Raw genomic sequence first — 18,967 nt, forward strand, 5'->3', positions numbered from 1 at the left:
AGACATGAGAGGGCTGTACCAATTTTTTCAAAATATTCATTAAAAATGGTCTCACGCAAAAATGTTCATTGAAACTGCGGTATCAGGGGGCCTTATGAGTCAAAAAAACTATCTAACTCCAATGAACGAGAGTCAGATAGTCGAATCATTTATTTAGATGTATCAGAATGACCCTTTTCTCCTGTTCCGGACTCGTTTGAAGGCTATACCGCTTACTCCGATGGTTAACAAAAGACTAAAAAGTGTCACTCCGAGATACTTTTTCTGTTGGGCCTGATTTGCTTCATCAAGGTTCTTTTTCATCTCATCATCGAAAGGAACACGTACCCCTCGAACCAACAACCGATGACTATTCACTCCATACGGCGTACAGGTCATCAAGGTGACATACTCTTTTCCTTCGACAATATTCAATGTTTCAACTTCGGTCGGTTCGATCGTCTGAATTAGATCTACCTTATAAGCAAGGGTTTGCTTATTATGCTCCAGGTAAAAATGATCCCCTTTTTTTAATTTTGGCAGATCACTAAACAACTTGGCCTCCTTCAGTCCTCGATGAGACGTAATCACTGTATGCGTGTCTTTTCCACCGCTAGGATAAGAGGTGCCTTCTAGTAAAGCAGCTCCACGTTTCAAAAACAGTCCATCTGTTTGATCAAACACTGGCAACGAAACACCAATCTTAGGGATTCGGATAACCGCAATCGTATGTTTTTGATAGTAGCTTTTTTCATTTTTAGTGGGCTGCTGTTCTTTTTTTGTAAAGGGATCATTGCCGGGAACACCGGCTTTGGCAATCCTTTTATTCTCTTCCTTGATACGTGCTTGTTCCTGCTGGATCGCCTGCTGGTTTTCTGTGTTGGCTTTTTCTTGATAGTAGTTGATGACCTGTTGGTTCCAATAATGATTCATCGTATCTCCCACAAGAGGATAGAGCAACGCGCCCAATCCACCGATCATTACTATGAACATAAGAATATCTAAAACCTTTTTTTTCTTCATCGAACCACCAATTTTCTTAATTTTTAGTTAATTGATGTCGTTGCTTAAAATAGGTAATCCCGCTGACTAGCCCAATCAGTCCAAGTACAATCAGCCCCGCAATCCCCATTCCTCCAGTCATTGGCAGAATGCCTTTTGTCTTGTTACCCACTCGTAGAATTTCTCCTTCCGAGCCGCCATCTGCCGTAAATGTCATATCCTTTAGCTTCACGTACCCTTCCGGTGCTTTGGTTTCAATTAACGTATAATAATCAGCTTCTTTTGAGCCTAGACCATAAACGCCAAAGTTTCCAGCATCGTCTGAAACGAGTTTGGTTGCGTCTGTTTCATCAGTAACCCAGTTCACCACATAGTTTTGAGCATAACCTGATACTGATTGGACAAAGTCTCCAGTACTTTCCTCTGTTAAATTCATGAAGTCGCCAGCTTTATTTTTTATCACAAATTCGGCACCTTGTAACTTTTTGTCCGTTTTGCTATCGACTTTGACAAAGCGTTTGGCATAGGTTTCTACACGCTGGAAGTCTTTCGAGTCACGGAAGCAATTCTCAAAGACCACATCATTATTAATGGCTTTCAGATCTGTTCCTGCTTTGACTTTCATCGTTGCCTGGAAGGTCAAGGTTTTCGTCGCATGTTTTGCTAAGTTAGCCGGAGTAAAGGTGATGGTAAATTGGTTTGATCCAGAAGTCATTTCGAATTGCGGTGACAATCCTGCTGGCTCTCCACCGTCTATCTTAATACTACTAAGAATTTTCTCCTCACTACAGCAAAGTTCCAGTCGTTGATCAAACGTATCGATCAGTTTATAGAAGCTATAATTCCTAACATCTTCTGGGATTTTTTTCGAGATAGTATAGGTGACTTCTTGTCCGTTGCGGACCTCCTCATCATCGACCTCTTTATCTACATTCGGCACCTTGAAATTATAGGCTTCGGCGATTTCATCCTCATCAAAAGGTGCAGTAAGATTTTTTGGCTGCAACTTTTGATCATAATAGTCATATTTTTCCACTTCCCACTCATCTGATACAGTAACGGACACCTTAGGATTGATTCTAAAATGATACTTATAATCTCCTGTTTGATTCTCATCTTGTTTTTCGGAGGTCGCTACATCACTTTCAATTTCGTAAAACTCGTAGACACCTGGAGACAATACTAGTCCTTTTGCTTCCACGATTCCTTTTGCATCCGAAGTAAATACGGCGGCATTTTCTTTATTGGCTTCGAGAATATCGAATGTATTACTAGTTGAGTTGTAGTACTTGCCACCCTTTTGCCGCAAAATAAATTGTGCACCTTTTAGAATATCTTTTTTCCCATCCGAATCAATGCCGTATTTGATAAATTTCAGATCATTTGTTGGTATTTCATTTTTAGGGTAGACATGGACTTCCTCTCTTAGATTTCCATTCGCATCATGAGAAGGCAAGCCGATGACAAAAGGTTCTGACTTAGCAGGAATGATTCCTGCCGGGAAGGTCGTTTGTTTGATTAGATAGATCGCATTATCTGCCCCGGATTTTATCGGTAATGACAGTTCGGCGATCCCATCACTGTCAGTCTTAGGAAACGCGTTTCCATTCATTTTCGAAGTGTCAACTTTTTTAGCTGCTGCGATTCCCGCCGCTTCTTTCGCCTCATGATTACCACTTGTAGAATTATAGGTGTTCCAATAGGTCGTCGTCACATCATACGCGGTGAAAACCGAGCCTGCCAATGGTTCGCCCGTAAAATCCTTCATTTCATCTCCGGTATTTTGAAGTTCATTTGGTAATTCTTCATATTTCAGATTATGGATCACAATTTTCTGAGTATCGGGGGTACTTGCCTCTGCTGCACCAGCAAAGCCGAACACTCCCTGAAACACGATTGTCGCTACTAAACTAAGTAAGAGAAACATATTTCTTTTCATTTTCTTATTCACTCCTTCTAGCTTTACGCTGAAATGCAAGTACGACGACTATAACGACTAAGATTCCACCTATTACGATAAACCACAGATTTTTCTGATCATTTGCTTTTGGATAGTGAGAAACCGAGCCTGCGGCAGCTTTTTTTGTAGCTATCGGTGTGCCAGGCTTACTTGTTGATGGTTCCTTCTGATTAACAACCTGCAGGATCCCTTTAGAGAACGTATAGCTGTTTTCTGAAACCTCAAAAGGAACATCCTTAGTACTTAATTGATACCCATCGGGGGCCTTCGTTTCTTCCAGTAGGTAACTGCCGTATCGTAACCCTTTAACTTCAAAGAAGCCCTCCTTGTTGGATGTTAATTTGACTACCCCAACATCTGCTTTATTCTTGGTCCACTGATATCCCTTATCCTCTTGCAAGTATTCTCCCTGTGAATTTTTAACAACAAAAGCGGCTCCAGCCAAAGTCTGCTCTTTCGCTAATGCATCAACCTTCATAAATTTCTTGCCGCCTGTTTTTATCTTTCTTTCGCGGGTGATCTTATCGAAGTCTGTCTCTAACTCCGCGCGGTTAATAATGTCCTGATCAATCTTACTGGCATCAACCAAGACCATCGTGTATGTTATCGTGATCTTTTTCCCTGCGTAAGGTTTCAGTTTTGTCAGATCAAAATTCAGTTTAAAGCCATGCTCAGAGGTTGCCAACTGATAATTAGTGAAGGAATCTGTTTCTATTTGAGCTTTGATAGAGGTATCATCAAGTTTTAAACTTTCATCTGCCTGATCTGAAATCAAATACTTGCTATACATCGACAAGCTAGATGGTAGAACGGTCGTCAGCTCATACTTGATTTGATCTCCCACTTGATAGCTCGGCTGCTGATCCAGAATCATTTTTTCAAAGCTAGGCTGGTTGAGTTCATTTTTTGGATACAGGTGGATCGGCCCTTGATGACTATTTCCCGCAGAATCCAGTACCGGTAAGGCCACGATCATATCCTCTGCTTTGCTCTTTACATCACTTGGCACGGCACTCTCTCGAAAAAGATAAACCGCATCTTTACCGCCAGACACCTTAGGCAAATGGAAGTTAGCTATCCCATCCTTGTCCCCGACTGTCGCTGTGAGCTGTTGCCCAACAGCCTGTCGATCTGAGAGATTCATATTCTGTAATTCTGATTGAACCTCTTCTGCTGTCTTATCTTGTGATGCCTCCAGCAAACGATAAAAATCTGTCGTCACATCATACACATCATAGGTCACACCATTCAGACCATCATAGTCCTTCAAACGCTCATCGCCATCATTTTGACTCTTATCTGGCATTTCATTTTCTGGAAAAACCAACTTGTGTAACGTAAATGTTAGCGTATCTGCTTCCGCAGCGACTTGCTGTCCCATCCCGCAAATGATTGGAAGGAGAAATAGGAGCATCATTGTGAATTTCACGAGCCTCTTCATGACAAACCCTCCTTTTTCTTCAATGGGAAGTGATACCATAATCCCACAATTAAACCAACCAGACCTAACGTGACAAGCAATGCTCCGCCAGCCCCGCCCGTTTTCGGTAATGGTGTCCGTGGATTATTTCTAGCTGTAAATTGGATTTGAGAATTTTTATCGTCTGTACTCTTTTTGACGATCACATCAGCATCCTTAAGATCGTCACCATCGTATTTGACGGTAACGTCTCCTTTCGAAGAGATCGAAACAGTGAACTCACCTTTCAGTTTGACGAACCCTTCTGGGGCCTTTGTTTCTTTTACTTTATAGGTTTTCCCTAATTGCAATACATACGGGGCTTCCTGACTATCGACAAATTTTCCGATCCCGTTGTCTTCTGTCTTCGCTGTTGCTAACGGCTTCTCTGGAGCAGATTCATACAGGCTAAATTCACCGCCTTCTAACCCTTGGTCACCATCCTCATTTTGCTTCAAGATCGATAACTCGAAGGGTTTCGTTTTTTTGTTTATGTGCTCATAAACGTATTCATGATCAGAAGTATTCTCATCGATCGTAAATTCACGCAGAGTATCATCTAAATCATAACCATCTGGGGCTTTTGTTTCTTTTATGGCATATGTGCCGTAACGTAAGTTTCCAATCTTATCTAACGGCGGGGTCTGGACATCGTTTCCAATTTGGAGAATCTTGTCTCCTTGTACCTGAATACCTGTATAATAAGGCGTTTTTTCTTTAGTAGTATTATCCACTGTGAAGAGATCAAATATCGCTGCACCGTCTTTTATCAGCTCATCGCTCTCGTCCTTTTTAAGAATCCTTAACGAACCGTCGACACCAGTGGACGTTCCAGATCCTCGTGTATTTTTAACGATGATATTCTTTTTCGATGTACTGATTTCCTGTTCCTTGCCCTTTAGTTGGGCAGAATTCGTGATACTTGTATCATTTGGAATCGCTGGAGAAATATCTGTATAATACTCAATCAAAATAGGGCTTTTGATCGTTCCTAATGACAAGGTCATCGTCTGCGTACCGCCTGCTATGTCATTGGTTATTTTTGACTTTTCACCTGTTAGATCGATGGGTTTATCCTTTACATATGTGCCTTGGTTATTATAAGAAGTCCATGCTTTAACTTTTGGTTGATCCTCATTTTCCCGTTGGAAGGTTTGTTGATTTGATACCACTGTATCGGTAACCACGGTATCTTTTACCGTACGTCCATCTCTGTTAAGAACAATCGTGTATTTCGCTTCAAGCTCGAAATTCTGACCCTCTTTTACTTGCTCCCCGGTTTTATTTATCCAATTGAAAGCCGAGCTCTTGTCTACTGAGGCTGATAAATCAACATCTACTGCATCATCGCCAAGATCGATAAAGGCCCGATTCTGATATTTATGCGTTTCATCTCCGGCATCTACTTTTATAAAAACAGCAAACATCTCATCAATATCCTTTAATAGTTCAATGTCAAATTTGCTTGGATCATCGGTATTTTTACCGATTCGATAGTCAGTATCCACTTTCAATTCATCACCCAAATCACCTAGCTTGTTCCCCCCATCGACATTGATGATATTTTTTATTTTGTATATCTTTACTTCAGGGTTTGATTGATCGCCTGTTAGTGTTTCGTTTATGACCGTTCCTCGCTTCATTCCTGTTTGCCAAATATTTAATGGTACTGACCAATAGACAGTATCCTTATTGGGGGTTTCTTTTTCAAAAGGGCTGGTCTGACCTTTATACTGGGCACCCTCTACGACAAACGTGCCATACTTCCAGCCGTTTTGACTAAAATTATTATTGATCCACATCTCATCTTCATCAGAATCGTAGCAAATCTCCTCTTGCTCATTCCAATACTTCACACGTGCTGAATTGCGGAAATAGTTGCTCTTTTTGGTTGGATTTGCTCCAGTATTATTCTGATCCTCCATAAAAAAGCGGGTATTATAACGAAGTTCTAGTGTTTCATTTGTACTTCCGTAGGTTTCCCCCTTTAATTTGATTACAAATCCTGCTTTATAATCTGTATTTTCCTCCATGAACTTCAGTTCATAATCGGTCCCATTTTTTAAAGGTTTCGTTTCATCAACATTTCCCTCATCGTCATATGGGTAGATTTTTAGTGAATCTTCCACTAAACAATGTGCCGTTTTACTTCCACCATCTACTGTTCCATATAAATCTGTGATTTCCGCATTTTTCATGAGGATCTTATTCACATTTATGGTAGTCGTCCAAGGAATTTCACGCTTCGTATAATCCACTTTTGCGTCATCATGTGTTTTGATTACACCTAACAGATCATCATCAGTGATACCGCTACTACCGTCATAGAACTCATCTTCAATCCACAATTTATTGATAATTTTCTGATTAACTGGTAGCGGAATCGTAAAAGCTTTGGTCGTGTAATCGAGATAATACACGCCTTTCTTTTTAAATTGAATCCCAAAACGAACAATTTTACCATCATGTGTTATTTTTTTATCCTGTACAAAATCCCAATCATCATTGTTAAGCGGCTCTCCTTTGGCATCACTAATTTTTAAGCTATCCTCATCCAAATAGTGTAATGCTCCACGTGGATAATTTTCGTCTTGACACATCTGATCAACGATGATTCCATTATCATTTTTCACTGTTGCCTTAATCCGCCAGTTCAGAATTCCCTTATCAAAATCTGAATCATATAAAAATTTGTAGTTTTTTATATTTACGAGATCCACCGAAGCATCTACTCTGTGCACTCTAAAATTTGATCCTTCGATCGCAGCAGAATTGCTATATGAGACAGTCTCTGATTCTGCATTCGTAATCTGAGTCCGAATGATAAACTTTACAGGATGGGTTAGTTTCTTTCCTTCTCTTTCTAACCCTGAGAAATTGAAGACATGCTGATCGTTTTTTTCATCATAATTTCGAAAACAAAATCCCGAAGGAGCATTCTTCCATTCGCCGTCTTTTTCCTCTTGAATCTGACAAGCATAGCTTCTATATTCATGATTTGCTCCCACAAAATCGGTCACTTTCACATTTGAAAGTTCACGCCAATCATCATTGATGATTACTTCCCAGACGATCTCTTTTCCTTCTGTGATCGATCCATTTTTTTGGATCGCAGCTTTCAGAATCGGAATTCTTGTTTCTTCAGTCGCATTTCCCTCATCATCAATTTCTTTTTCTGTTATTATCTCAGTCTCCTGCTCATCCACATCTAATTGGGTAGAAATATGAATGGTTCCTTGACGATTACTATACTTTTCCACATTCTCATTGAATTTGATTGTTAATAATCCATCCGTTGTCAAATCGAAGGTTCCAAGACTCGGGCCGTTTTCATTTTCTAAAGGCTCATCTCTAACGCTCTTATGGACTGCAAAATAATCCTCTAACTGAAAGGTATAAAAGTCCTTATCTAAGATCTCTACTTCATTCTCTAGTTTCCAATTAAAATTGATCGTGATGTTGTCATTTCGCGTAGGTGGATTTTCTTCAGTAAATTCTTTATCATTTCCATCTAGCACTTGCCAACTACGCATCACCCAAATACCCAGATCATTCAAACTTCGTCCATCAGAAAGTGGTGCTTCCTCAGAATTACGTTCACCTATTGGCGCTTCATCTTTAGCTTCCTTGCTTTCACTCTCAACAACCAACTGTCTTACCACTTGGTTCCCAAAATCAAGTGATATTTCTGAACTATCTGTTTTAGGTACTTCTGCTTCCAGTGACAAACTTCCTTGGTAGTGCTTCACAGAGCTATAATCCGGTAACCTCTCATCTACTTCCATTTGATAATTTCGAGCGAAAGTAAAATGAACCATTCCCTCACTTACTTGGAAGCTGCCCATTCCATCTGACAATTGCCCATTTTGATTGGCATAAGTTAATTCTTTCGGCAAATTTAATTGAAAACTCGCTCCTTCTTCAATCAACGTGGTATTACTCATTTGCCAATCAATTTCGATTGTCACTGGTTCCTGTTCTCTTACCAGATGCTCACTAGTATTGTCTACTCCATTGACATCTAAAATAGTTGCATTGGTAACTAAAACCCCGCTTTGATTCGTTAAATTTTCTGCTCGACTACCTGCATTGAACGGAATTAAACTTAACAATAAGCCTATTGTCAATGCTACACTGGTTAGACAACTTACCTTCCGCATATTCCTCATCCCCCCTCTAAGATATCCGTTAAAAACGCCTCACAAATAATTAACCAAAAACTAATTATAATAATTCTAAAGTCGAAATATAACAAAATATACTTTAATTAAATCCTATCAGTAATTATAGGTGCCATCAAATAGCTTCATTATAGTTCTAAAACACACAGAAAAATTATTTATATGTAATTTTACGTTTGAAAAAGCATGCTTATCTTAGAGATAAATCGCATGTAATGTTATGAAACGTTCTTTTTCTAATTGAATAAGTCACTATTCCCATTTATCAAGTAACAATATGAACCAAATCCACAAGTTAAGGTATTTCCCCTTTTATTCATAGTATTTTTTTAGATTTTCGTCTGTAATTTAAAAAAAAATCATTTTCCCACTTTTTTTAAAAATAATTATTAAATTGGTCAAAAAAAGAACATTAGCAACCTTTACAGAATAAAGGTCGCTAATGTTCCCGAAAATGAACGATAGCCCGCTCTATCAAGAGCGGGCTATCTAACTAATCAATATTTGTTATTCTAAAGTTGAGGGTGTTGACTATTACTAAAAATTAACTATTTCTCGTTTAAACGATGTATTCCCAAATCCTTCTAATACATCCTTGTAACCCTATAGTTACGCCAGTTTGATTAAATTTCATCAAAATGAGTTAAAGTGTCGCATAAAAATATTTTTCGTATTTGTTTATTATAGCACACTTTCCGCGAATTAAAGGTGTTTAAATGAACGATAATTCAATTCTTTTCACTAATTTAATAACTTTATCGAATAAAATATTTCTTTTTACTAATGATTGAAGTGTCCTTATTTTGGGAAAATTAGGTAGTTAAACTATCGTAAAATGACGATCAATCATTCGAAATTGCTCAGTACACATGCGTTTTATGTTTCTTTTATTCTAACATTAGTAGATTAGTAGCTTGATACTCAGTTGATCAAAAACTCGAAAAAACAACATCGTTGATGCCGAAATAATTGAGTCCATAAGAAGCAAGACGACACCATTAATTAGAAAAGAGACCATGAGGATCGCATAACGCAAGGTAAAATAGGCATAGCCTTCTGGTCGATAACTGGTATACTTCTTTCCATGATAACCAATCATAATAACTAGCAGAAGAAGCGTCATGATTCCTTGAAAAATCAATCCAAGCAAATAAAATTCAGAACGAGCATTGCTTAATTGTATAAAGTATCCACCCAGTGTGAGTAAATCAATTAAGATGGCGATAAGCGGTATAAAATCACCCTTCTATCGAATGATCTTGAGTATATCTAATTTTTTTATCTCAAAAACAAAAAGCCCTCGAAGTTTCGAGGACTTTCCGACATTATTAGCCAACAATCGCGCCATTAGGCATATCAGCTGGTGCTTCTACGACTTTCAACGTACCATCTGGTGCTTCTGCTGAAAGAATCATCCCTTGACTGATTTCGCCACGCATTTTACGTGGTTTCAAGTTCGCCACGATGATTAGTTTTTTACCTACCAAGCTTTCTGGATCAGCATAAAATTCTGCAATCCCAGACAAAATTTGACGATCTTGCTTGTCGCCAGCATCTAAGCGGAATTGCAATAATTTGTCGGCACCTTCGACTTTCTTACATTCCATGACTTCTGCGACTTTTAATTCAACTTTATCGAAAACATCAAATTTGATTTCCTTCTCTTTGACTGAAACAAGTTCTGTCTCTTCAGGATTCCATTTGATTTTTTCTTCTTCCGGCTGACTGCCTTCAGACATTTTTTCTTTGATATAAGCAACTTCTTCATCCATATCCAAACGTGGGAAGATTGGTTTGCCTTTTGGTGTTACCTTCGTATTTTCTGGGAATTCACCGAAATGAATCGTTTCTAAATTCATCATGTCAGAATTTAGGCCTAATTGTTCAAAAATACGTTTTGGTGTTTGCGTCATAATCGGCTGTAAAAGAATCGCTACGATTCTCAAACTTTCTGCCAAGTGAACCATTACGCTGTCTAGTTCCGCTTTGCGTTCTTCATCCTTCGCTAAAACCCAAGGTTCTGTTTCATCGATATATTTGTTCGCACGAGAAACCAATGTCCAAACTTCTGCCAACGCGTTGTTGAACTCCATTTTATCCATTGCTTCACGGTAACGACTCACGACATTTGCGGCCGTTGTTGATAGCTCGCTATCAAAGTCTGTGACTAATGATTTATAAGCCGGTACAGCACCGTCACAATATTTATTGATCATAGCCACTGTACGATTCAACAAGTTCCCAAGGTCATTGGCTAAATCATAATTTACTCGAGAAACAAAATCCTCTGGTGTAAATACGCCATCTGAGCCAAACGGGATCGCTCTTAATAAATAGTAACGTACTGCATCTAAGCCGTAACGTTCAACTAACATTTCAGGATAAACGACGTTTCCTTTTGATTTAGACATTTTCCCGTCTTTCATCATTAACCAACCATGACCGTAAATTTTCTTTGGTAATGGCAAATCTAAGGCCATCAACATGATTGGCCAATAAATCGTGTGGAAACGTACGATTTCCTTACCAACCATCTGAACATTTGCTGGCCAATACTTTTGGAATAAGCTGTCATCATCTGAGCCGTAACCTAATGCTGTGATATAGTTTGATAATGCGTCGATCCACACATAAACCACGTGTTCAGGATTCGCATTTACTGGAATTCCCCATTTGAAGGTCGTCCGTGATACCGCTAAATCTTCCAAACCTGGTTTAATGAAATTATTGATCATTTCATTTTTACGCGATTCCGGTTGGATAAATTCGGGATGTTCTTCATAATATTCCAATAAACGATCCGCATATTTGCTCATTCTGAAGAAGTAAGATTCTTCACGAACCAATTCAACTTCGTGTCCGCTCGGTGCTTTCCCACCAATCACGTTGCCTTCTTCATCGCGATAAACTTCATCTAGTTGAGTTTCAGTGAAGTATTCTTCATCTGATACCGAATACCAGCCTTCGTATTCTCCTAGATAAATATCCCCTTGCTCCAACAATTGATCAAAGATTTTCTTGACCGCTGCTTGATGGTAATCATCCGTTGTCCGAATAAATTTGTCGTAACTGATGTCCAACGTCTTCCATAATTTCTTGATATCCGTTGCCATCTTATCCACGTACTCCTGTGGATTTACGCCAAGTTCTTCAGCTTTCTTTTCAATTTTTTGTCCGTGTTCATCGACCCCAGTCAAGTAAAACACGTCAAAACCCATCATGCGTTTGTAGCGAGCAATCGCATCACAGGCAATCGTTGTATAAGAATTCCCAATGTGCAGCTTGCCACTTGGATAATAAATTGGCGTGGTAATATAAAATGTATCTTTCTCTGCCATGAGGCTCCTCCTTTAAAAATAGATTCCTACGTAGTATACCACAAAACCATATGGGGTTTTAAAATTCCTACCATTAAATAGGCTTTTTTCTATTTACACCTATAAAAAAGAAAGCTTACTTATCGATCCTTTATATAAGAATCTAGAACTCTGAACGGATTCATTGAAATTTTGCTTGTTTTTTATATTTTTTTGAGAAACCTTGAGTCAACACGACGTAACCTATAAAGAAAATACCACCTAATACCGGTTTAATAATATCTTGTTTTGTCTGATATTCGTTAGGTGAGGTTGAGATACGATAAGGCTTATTTTTTTGATAGTAAATGTAAACCTGCTCCCCCTCTTTGCGTTTCCCATCAATTGATACTCCATAACTATTCTCAGGAAAATTGACAGTCTGAACGCCTTGTTCAATATGGACCGTTCCTAAAGAACGCCCCTTAGCACTTGCAAGAAATTCTTGATCCATTTGCCAATTATCGTAAGAAATATAGAACATCGCGATTCCAACTATCACAAAAATGATACTTCCCAGTCTATTGATCACTCGCCACTTTCGACCCATCACAAATCCTCATTTCTTATTTAACTGCACCTAGTTTAACACGACAGCATTCAATAAAGAAGGTTATAAAAAAACAGCGAATCCAAGAAGACTCGCTGCCAAAATTATTTTCGTAAAATCTTTTCCATCTTTTTCCCTTTAGCTAATTCATCCACTAATTTGTCCATATAACGGATTTTCTGCATCAAAGGATCTTCAATATCCTCCACTCGATAGCCGCAGATTACGCCTTTGATCAAAGAGACGTTTTCATTCAATTCTGGAACTTCCGCAAAAAAAGTTTCCATATCATTCCCTGAATCAATTTGCTTTTGCAGTCCTTTTTCATCATATCCGGTTAACCAATAAATAACTTGATCTAATTCTTCCTTACTGCGACCCTTTTTTTCGATCTTTTGAAGATACAGTGGATAGATCGAACCAAAGCTCATTTTGAATATCTTACTCATTTAAGGACCTCTTCTCTAAATAAAATGCAAAGCGATCGTAAACAAACAGGCGAGTATAAGCGTAACTATTCCAACCATTTTCATTTGTTTAAGCTCTTTTTTGAATTTCTCTTCATTGCCTTTTAACTGGGCAAGTTTGCCTTTAAATACGCATAACGTAAAAAGATTTGATAGTGAAGCCGCACCGATAAAAGCCACGACTCCAGTATTACTCATTTCTGATAGTGAATACATCATTATGATCAAAAGAACCGCGGTTAAGACTGGGCCTATAAAGTACACCCATGATAAGTTTACAATTTCTTCTTTCCGCTTGATTTCTTTCACCACGACTGAATTTTTAAACAAAAGATCATCTAACGAGACATGAAATACTTTTGCCAGAAGCAAGATACTTTCAATATCAGGCACGGTCTTCCCGGTTTCCCAATTTGAAATGGTTCGTTTCGATACAAAGATCTTATCTGCTAAATCTTCCTGTGTCCATTTTGCTGTTTGACGTTCTACTTTGATCCGTTGACTAATTTCCATCTGCTCACCTTCAAAAGTTGGATTTAATAATTTTAAACTACGGTAACAGCACAAGAATGTCGATAGAAAGTTCTTTCCTCCCTTGATCTAACAGCATTTGTATTAACGTGTTACGCCATCTTTCCTAGCTGCCTCGGCGACCTTCATGGTAATCAAATCCACCACATTTTCATCAAAAGCAGAAGGAATGATGTAGTCTGAATTCAGTTCGCTGTTTGGAATCGAGTCTGCTATTGCATGTGCGCAAGCTAATTTCATCCGCGAGGTAATTTTTTTCGCCTCAGCAGTAAACGCTCCTCGGAATAAGCCTGGAAAAGCTAAAACATTATTAATTTGATTTGGAAAATCTGAACGACCCGTTCCCACAACTGAAGCACCGCCAGCGATCGCTTCGGCATAAGTAATCTCTGGTTCGGGGTTGGCCATCGGAAAGACAATGTTTCCTTCATTCATCGATGCGATCATTTCTTTAGTAACTAGATTCGGAGCAGAAACACCAATGAAAACATCGGCATCAACAAAGGCTTCCGCCATCGTACCAGAAAAATCTTTTGGCGTAATCAATTCTAGTATTTCTTTTTCTACAAAGGTCGCATTTGCCATTTTTTCATTCAAAGCGCTATCTTTATTAAAGGCGATAATAGTTTTTACCCCAAGATCAACCAACATATGGATAATTGCACTGCCGGCCGCGCCTGTTCCCGATATCACGACCTTCAAATCTTTCGCTTCCTTTTTAACCAGCTTCAGCGCATTGATCAAGGCAGCAGTTACGACAACAGCCGTTCCATGCTGATCATCGTGAAAAACTGGGATGTCCAATGCTTCGATCAACGCACGTTCAATCTCAACACAACGTGGCGCACTAATATCTTCTAAGTTGATTCCACCAAAAGTAGGCGCAATCGCTTTAACAATCTGAATGATTTCCTGCGGATCTTTTGTGTCTAAACAAATCGGTACGGCATCAATATCCGCAAACTCTTTGAACAGCAGCGCTTTCCCTTCCATCACTGGTAACGCTGCCTCCGGCCCGATATCCCCTAAGCCCAAAACCGCCGTACCATCTGTTACCACAGCGACACTATTACGTTTCCAAGTATAGTCATACGCTTTATTTTTATCTTCAGCAATTTTTCGACATGGTTCAGCTACACCGGGAGTATAGGCTAAAGAGAGATCCTGTTTATTACGTACTTTAGCCCTGCTAGTTACTTCAATCTTTCCATGCCATTTTTCATGTGCAGTTAAGGCTTCATCATAAATAGTCATCAAAATTCTCTCCAATCATTTTTTCCGGACGAACCCAGTTCTGATATTCTTCCTCTGTCACATATCCTAATGATAATGCGGCTTTCTTCAGCGTTGTTCCTTCATTAAAAGCTTTCTTCGCAATCTCGGCACCTTTGTCATAGCCGATATGCGTATTCAAAGCTGTTACCAACATCAAAGACTGTTCCAATAAGTCAGCCATCCGCTCCTTATTTACAACCAAGCCTTTTAAGCAGTTATCACTAAAGGAATGAAGCGCATCGGTCAATAGGCGAACACTCTGTAAAAGATCGAAAGCGATTAGCGGTAAATAAACATTTAACTCAAAATTTCCTTGTGAAGCAGCAATACCAATGGCTGTATCATTCCCCATTACTTGTACCGCAACCATCGCCAACGCTTCGCATTGTGTCGGATTTACCTTACCAGGCATAATCGAGCTGCCAGGCTCGTTCGCTGGGAGCGTAATTTCCCCTAAGCCACTACGAGGACCACTTGCTAACCACCGAATATCATTGGCCATTTTCATGCAATTCGCCGCTAATGCTTTTAACGCACCGCTAACATAGACAACCGCATCGCGATTGGCTAGCGCATGAAATTTATTGGTTTCTCCAATAAAATGGATGCCAGTTTCTTCATTTAATGCCTCAATAAATGCTCTTTCATAAGCTTTTGAAGCATTTAAACCTGTTCCAACAGCCGTTCCGCCAATTGCCAGCTGACGCAATTCAGCTAAACTATTGATCAGCATATTTTCATTATGTTCCAAAGCAGAGCGCCAACCGCTAACTTCCTGCGCAAAAGTCACTGGCGTTGCATCCTGCAAATGGGTCCGACCGATCTTGATCACCTGTTGATTCTTCTCTTCTAATTCCTCCAACACACCAATCATTTCATGGATTGCTGGTAGTAAATTTTGCTCGATTACAAATGTACCTGCAATGTGCAGCGCCGTTGGAAAGACGTCGTTTGAGCTTTGAGACATATTCACATCATCGTTTGGATGAATGATTAGATCCTTTTGACTTGCCAAGTGGGCAATCACTTCATTGGCATTCATGTTACTTTGAGTACCACTACCCGTTTGCCAAACTACCAAAGGAAATTCATCCCAGTTTTCACCCTTTAATAATAGATCAGCCGCATGTTGAATAGCCAATGATTTTTCAGCAGCCAATTTTCCCGTTCTTTGATTGGCAACGGCTGCCATTTTTTTGACTAATACAAGTGCACGCAATAATTCTGGCGGCATCTTTTCACCGCCAATCTTAAAATTTTGGCGGCTCCGCTCGGTTTGCGCTCCCCACCAAGCCTCTTTTGGCACTTCAATTGGACCCATTGAATCATATTCTGTTCGTGTTTTCATACATTCGACTCCTTGTTTATATTAGGAGGAACTGAAAGACTTATTCTCCTATTTTGTACAATTATCTCTTATTTATACGGAAATGGATACAAAAAAAGTACAAAAGCGATTAAACTTTTGTACTTCGTTCGTTATTTATCTCTTGTATCAAAAAGAATCGTAACTGGTCCATCATTGACTAATGCAACATCCATATCGCCACCGAATTCCCCAGTCTCGACTGTCAGACCTGCTTGACGCAGTCCTTCGTTAAAATATTCATATAAAGGGATCGCTGTTTCAGGACGTGCCGCCTTCACAAAACTTGGGCGATTGCCCTTTTTGGTATCGGCGTACAAAGTAAATTGCGAAACACTTAAGACGCTCCCCTCAACATCCTGAAGAGACTGATTCATTTTTCCTTCCGCATCTTCAAAGATACGTAGTAAAGGAATCTTGCGAATTAAATAATCTGCATCTGCTTTTGTGTCCTCTTCATGAATCCCCAAAAGAATCATAAAACCGCGATCGATCTTACCGATAACTTCATTATCAATCGTCACGCTTGCTTCACTCACTCGTTGAATAACTGCTCGCATAAAAAATCTCCTACCCTTTCGTCCGTTTTACGCTGTAAACATCCGGAACGGTCTTCACCTTATCAACAATCGAATACAAATGATTTAAGTTTTGAATTTTGAATGTCAAATTAATGACTGCTAAGCGATCTTTTGTGGGTTTCGCTTCAACACTGACTAGTTTTTTTGTCATACCACTGACAATGTTCAATACATCGTTTAATAGGCCATCGCGATTGAAGCCATAGATTTCCAAATCTGCATTATACTCTTGAACAGAATTTGTAGTATCTTCCCATTCCACTTCAATCAAGCGTTGTTGGATATCTTTTTGCTTCGTAATATTCGGACAGTCCGTACGGTGGATCGAGATCCCACGCCCCTTTGTGATATATCCGACGATATTATCACCTGGAACAGGATTGCAACAGTGACTGATGCGAATCAATAGATTGTCAATCCCTTGAATAACAATGCCGCCTTCATGACGAACCTTGATTTTTTCAGGTTCTTTAGGATTATTGACCATCTCATCCACAGCATCACGCTGCTTTTGCTTCATTTGTTCCCGACGTTCTTTTTCAGTCAAACGATTAGCAAATGTCAACGCACTTATCTCACCAAATCCAATCGCTGCATATAAATCTTCTTCACTATGGAAATTGAACTTATCCAACACTTCTGAAAGTTTGTCTTTCGTCAGCATTTCTTTTGGTACAAATCCCAGATCATTAATACATTTAACAACTGCATCGTGACCTTTTGTAACATTTTCTTCCCGATCCTGTGTCTTGAAGAACCGTTTGATTTTATTTTTAGCTTTACTGGTTTTTACTAAATTTAGCCAGTCACGACTTGGTCCAAAGGAATTGGCAGAAGTCATGATCTCAATGATATCGCCATTTTTCAGTTTATAATCCAACTGTACCATTTTGCCATTGACCTTGGCTCCAGTGGTTTTATTACCGACATCGGTATGGATACTGTAGGCAAAATCCAAAGGTCCCGAGCCCTTCGGCAACTCCGTCACATCGCCTTTTGGCGTAAACACATAAACCTTATCGCTAAAGATATCGCCCTTGACGCTTTCCATAAATTCAGACGCATCGTAGCTTTCATCTTGAAGCTCAATGATCTCACGGAACCAATCTAACTGCTTGTTATCTTGCGTTGTTTCCTGCTTATCCGTCTTGCCTTCTTTATAAGCCCAGTGAGCGGCAACCCCGAACTCAGCGATTTGATGCATTTCATGCGTCCGAATTTGAACCTCGACAGGATTTCCGCTTGGTCCGATGATCGTCGTATGAAGCGACTGATACATGTTGGCCTTTGGCATCGCGATGTAGTCTTTGAAGCGTCCTGGCATTGGTTTCCATTTTGTATGAATCGCACCTAAAACAGCATAACAATCCTTAATTGAATCTACGATTACACGAATTGCTAATAAATCATAAATTTCATCGAATTGTTTCTTTTGATCACGCATTTTGCGATAAATTGAATAGATATGCTTGGGCCGTCCGTAAATATCCCCTTCAATTCCTAATTCTTTCGTTGCTTCTTTAATTTCATCCACAGCTTCTGCGACAAATCCTTCACGCTCGTCACGTTTGCTGCGCATCAAGTGAACAATTCGGTAATACTGTTTCGGATTTAAATAGCGCAAAGCCGTATCTTCAAGCTCCCATTTAATCCGGCTCATCCCTAGTCGATCAGCTAACGGAGCATAGATTTCCAGTGTCTCGCGGGCAATTCTTCGTTGCTTATCGTCACGTAGGTATTTCAGTGTCCGCATATTGTGTAAACGATCGGCCAATTTAACCATAATCACCCGTAAATCTTGGGCCATCGCTAAGAGCATTTTTCGGTGATTTTCCGCTAATTGTTCTTCATGAGACTTGTATTTGATTTTCCCTAATTTGGTTACGCCATCAACTAGCGAAGCCACGTCATCACCAAATTCAACTTTCAAATCCTCTAATGTTACAGGCGTATCTTCAACAACATCGTGTAAGAAACCTGTTGCAACCGTGTGAGGATCCATATGTAAGTCTGCTAAAATCCCTGCAACTTGAATTGGATGAATAATGTAAGGCTCCCCTGATTTTCGAATCTGAGGCTTATGGGCTTCATATGCAAAGTCGTAAGCCTTTTGTACAAACGCCACGTGCTCTTTTCCCATGTACGTACTAACCATCCTGATGACGTCAGGACCGGTCAATTCAACTTCTTTTGCCATGTGACGTTCCCCCTTGTTTTCTGAAAATGATTGTTCTTATTATACAGACTCTCGTAAGCTTTT

13 protein-coding genes are annotated in these 18,967 nt (G+C 39.5%); all 13 read right to left on the reverse strand.

Going from position 1 to position 18,967, the window contains the following annotated elements; all coding sequences use genetic code 11:
• Positions 1–162 precede the first annotated feature (162 nt).
• Complete coding sequence (locus IGI44_RS13975; protein ID WP_438788361.1) at positions 163–1,002, reverse strand: class C sortase; 840 nt, start codon at positions 1,000–1,002, stop codon at positions 163–165.
• Between the two features lie 16 nt (positions 1,003–1,018).
• The gene (locus IGI44_RS13980) at positions 1,019–2,920 is read right to left on the reverse strand and encodes a SpaH/EbpB family LPXTG-anchored major pilin (RefSeq protein WP_438788362.1); all 1,902 of its coding nucleotides are present in this window, start codon (positions 2,918–2,920) and stop codon (positions 1,019–1,021) included.
• 4 nt (positions 2,921–2,924) lie between these two features.
• Positions 2,925–4,382, reverse strand: a complete 1,458-nt coding sequence (locus IGI44_RS13985) for a SpaH/EbpB family LPXTG-anchored major pilin (RefSeq protein ID WP_438788363.1) — start codon at positions 4,380–4,382, stop codon at positions 2,925–2,927.
• Complete coding sequence (locus tag IGI44_RS13990) at positions 4,379–8,560, reverse strand: SpaA isopeptide-forming pilin-related protein (protein WP_438788365.1); 4,182 nt, start codon at positions 8,558–8,560, stop codon at positions 4,379–4,381. Before IGI44_RS13990 ends, IGI44_RS13985 begins: the two co-directional genes overlap by 4 nt.
• A 919-nt stretch (positions 8,561–9,479) precedes the next feature.
• Positions 9,480–9,704, reverse strand: coding sequence for a hypothetical protein (locus IGI44_RS13995; RefSeq protein ID WP_438788366.1), 225 nt, complete (start codon positions 9,702–9,704; stop codon positions 9,480–9,482).
• 205 nt (positions 9,705–9,909) lie between these two features.
• Positions 9,910–11,919: a methionine--tRNA ligase gene (metG, locus tag IGI44_RS14000; RefSeq protein ID WP_438788367.1), complete on the reverse strand. Its 2,010-nt coding sequence runs from the start codon at positions 11,917–11,919 to the stop codon at positions 9,910–9,912.
• 160 nt (positions 11,920–12,079) lie between these two features.
• Positions 12,080–12,487 (reverse strand): hypothetical protein, encoded by a 408-nt coding sequence (locus IGI44_RS14005; protein WP_438788369.1) that lies wholly within the window; start codon positions 12,485–12,487, stop codon positions 12,080–12,082.
• A 104-nt stretch (positions 12,488–12,591) separates the two neighbouring features.
• On the reverse strand, positions 12,592–12,936 hold the full coding sequence (locus IGI44_RS14010; RefSeq protein ID WP_438788370.1) for a DUF2200 domain-containing protein: 345 nt from the start codon (positions 12,934–12,936) through the stop codon (positions 12,592–12,594).
• A gap of 15 nt (positions 12,937–12,951) precedes the next feature.
• The gene (locus tag IGI44_RS14015) at positions 12,952–13,467 is read right to left on the reverse strand and encodes a helix-turn-helix domain-containing protein (protein ID WP_438788371.1); all 516 of its coding nucleotides are present in this window, start codon (positions 13,465–13,467) and stop codon (positions 12,952–12,954) included.
• Positions 13,468–13,569: 102 nt separating this feature from the next.
• Complete coding sequence (locus tag IGI44_RS14020) at positions 13,570–14,739, reverse strand: NAD(P)-dependent malic enzyme (protein WP_438788372.1); 1,170 nt, start codon at positions 14,737–14,739, stop codon at positions 13,570–13,572.
• Positions 14,726–16,108 (reverse strand): class II fumarate hydratase, encoded by a 1,383-nt coding sequence (gene fumC / locus IGI44_RS14025; protein WP_438788373.1) that lies wholly within the window; start codon positions 16,106–16,108, stop codon positions 14,726–14,728. The genes IGI44_RS14020 and fumC overlap by 14 nt, the downstream gene beginning before the upstream one ends.
• Before the next feature lie 131 nt (positions 16,109–16,239).
• Positions 16,240–16,686 carry a D-aminoacyl-tRNA deacylase gene (gene dtd, locus IGI44_RS14030; protein ID WP_438788375.1) on the reverse strand — a complete coding sequence of 149 codons (447 nt, stop codon included), beginning with the start codon at positions 16,684–16,686 and terminating at the stop codon, positions 16,240–16,242.
• 10 nt (positions 16,687–16,696) lie between these two features.
• Positions 16,697–18,904, reverse strand: coding sequence for a RelA/SpoT family protein (locus IGI44_RS14035; protein ID WP_438788377.1), 2,208 nt, complete (start codon positions 18,902–18,904; stop codon positions 16,697–16,699).
• Between the last annotated feature and the right edge of the window lie 63 nt (positions 18,905–18,967).

Origin of the sequence: Enterococcus sp. DIV0756, assembly GCF_051710745.1 — a bacterium.
Taxonomy (GTDB): domain Bacteria; phylum Bacillota; class Bacilli; order Lactobacillales; family Enterococcaceae; genus Enterococcus_A.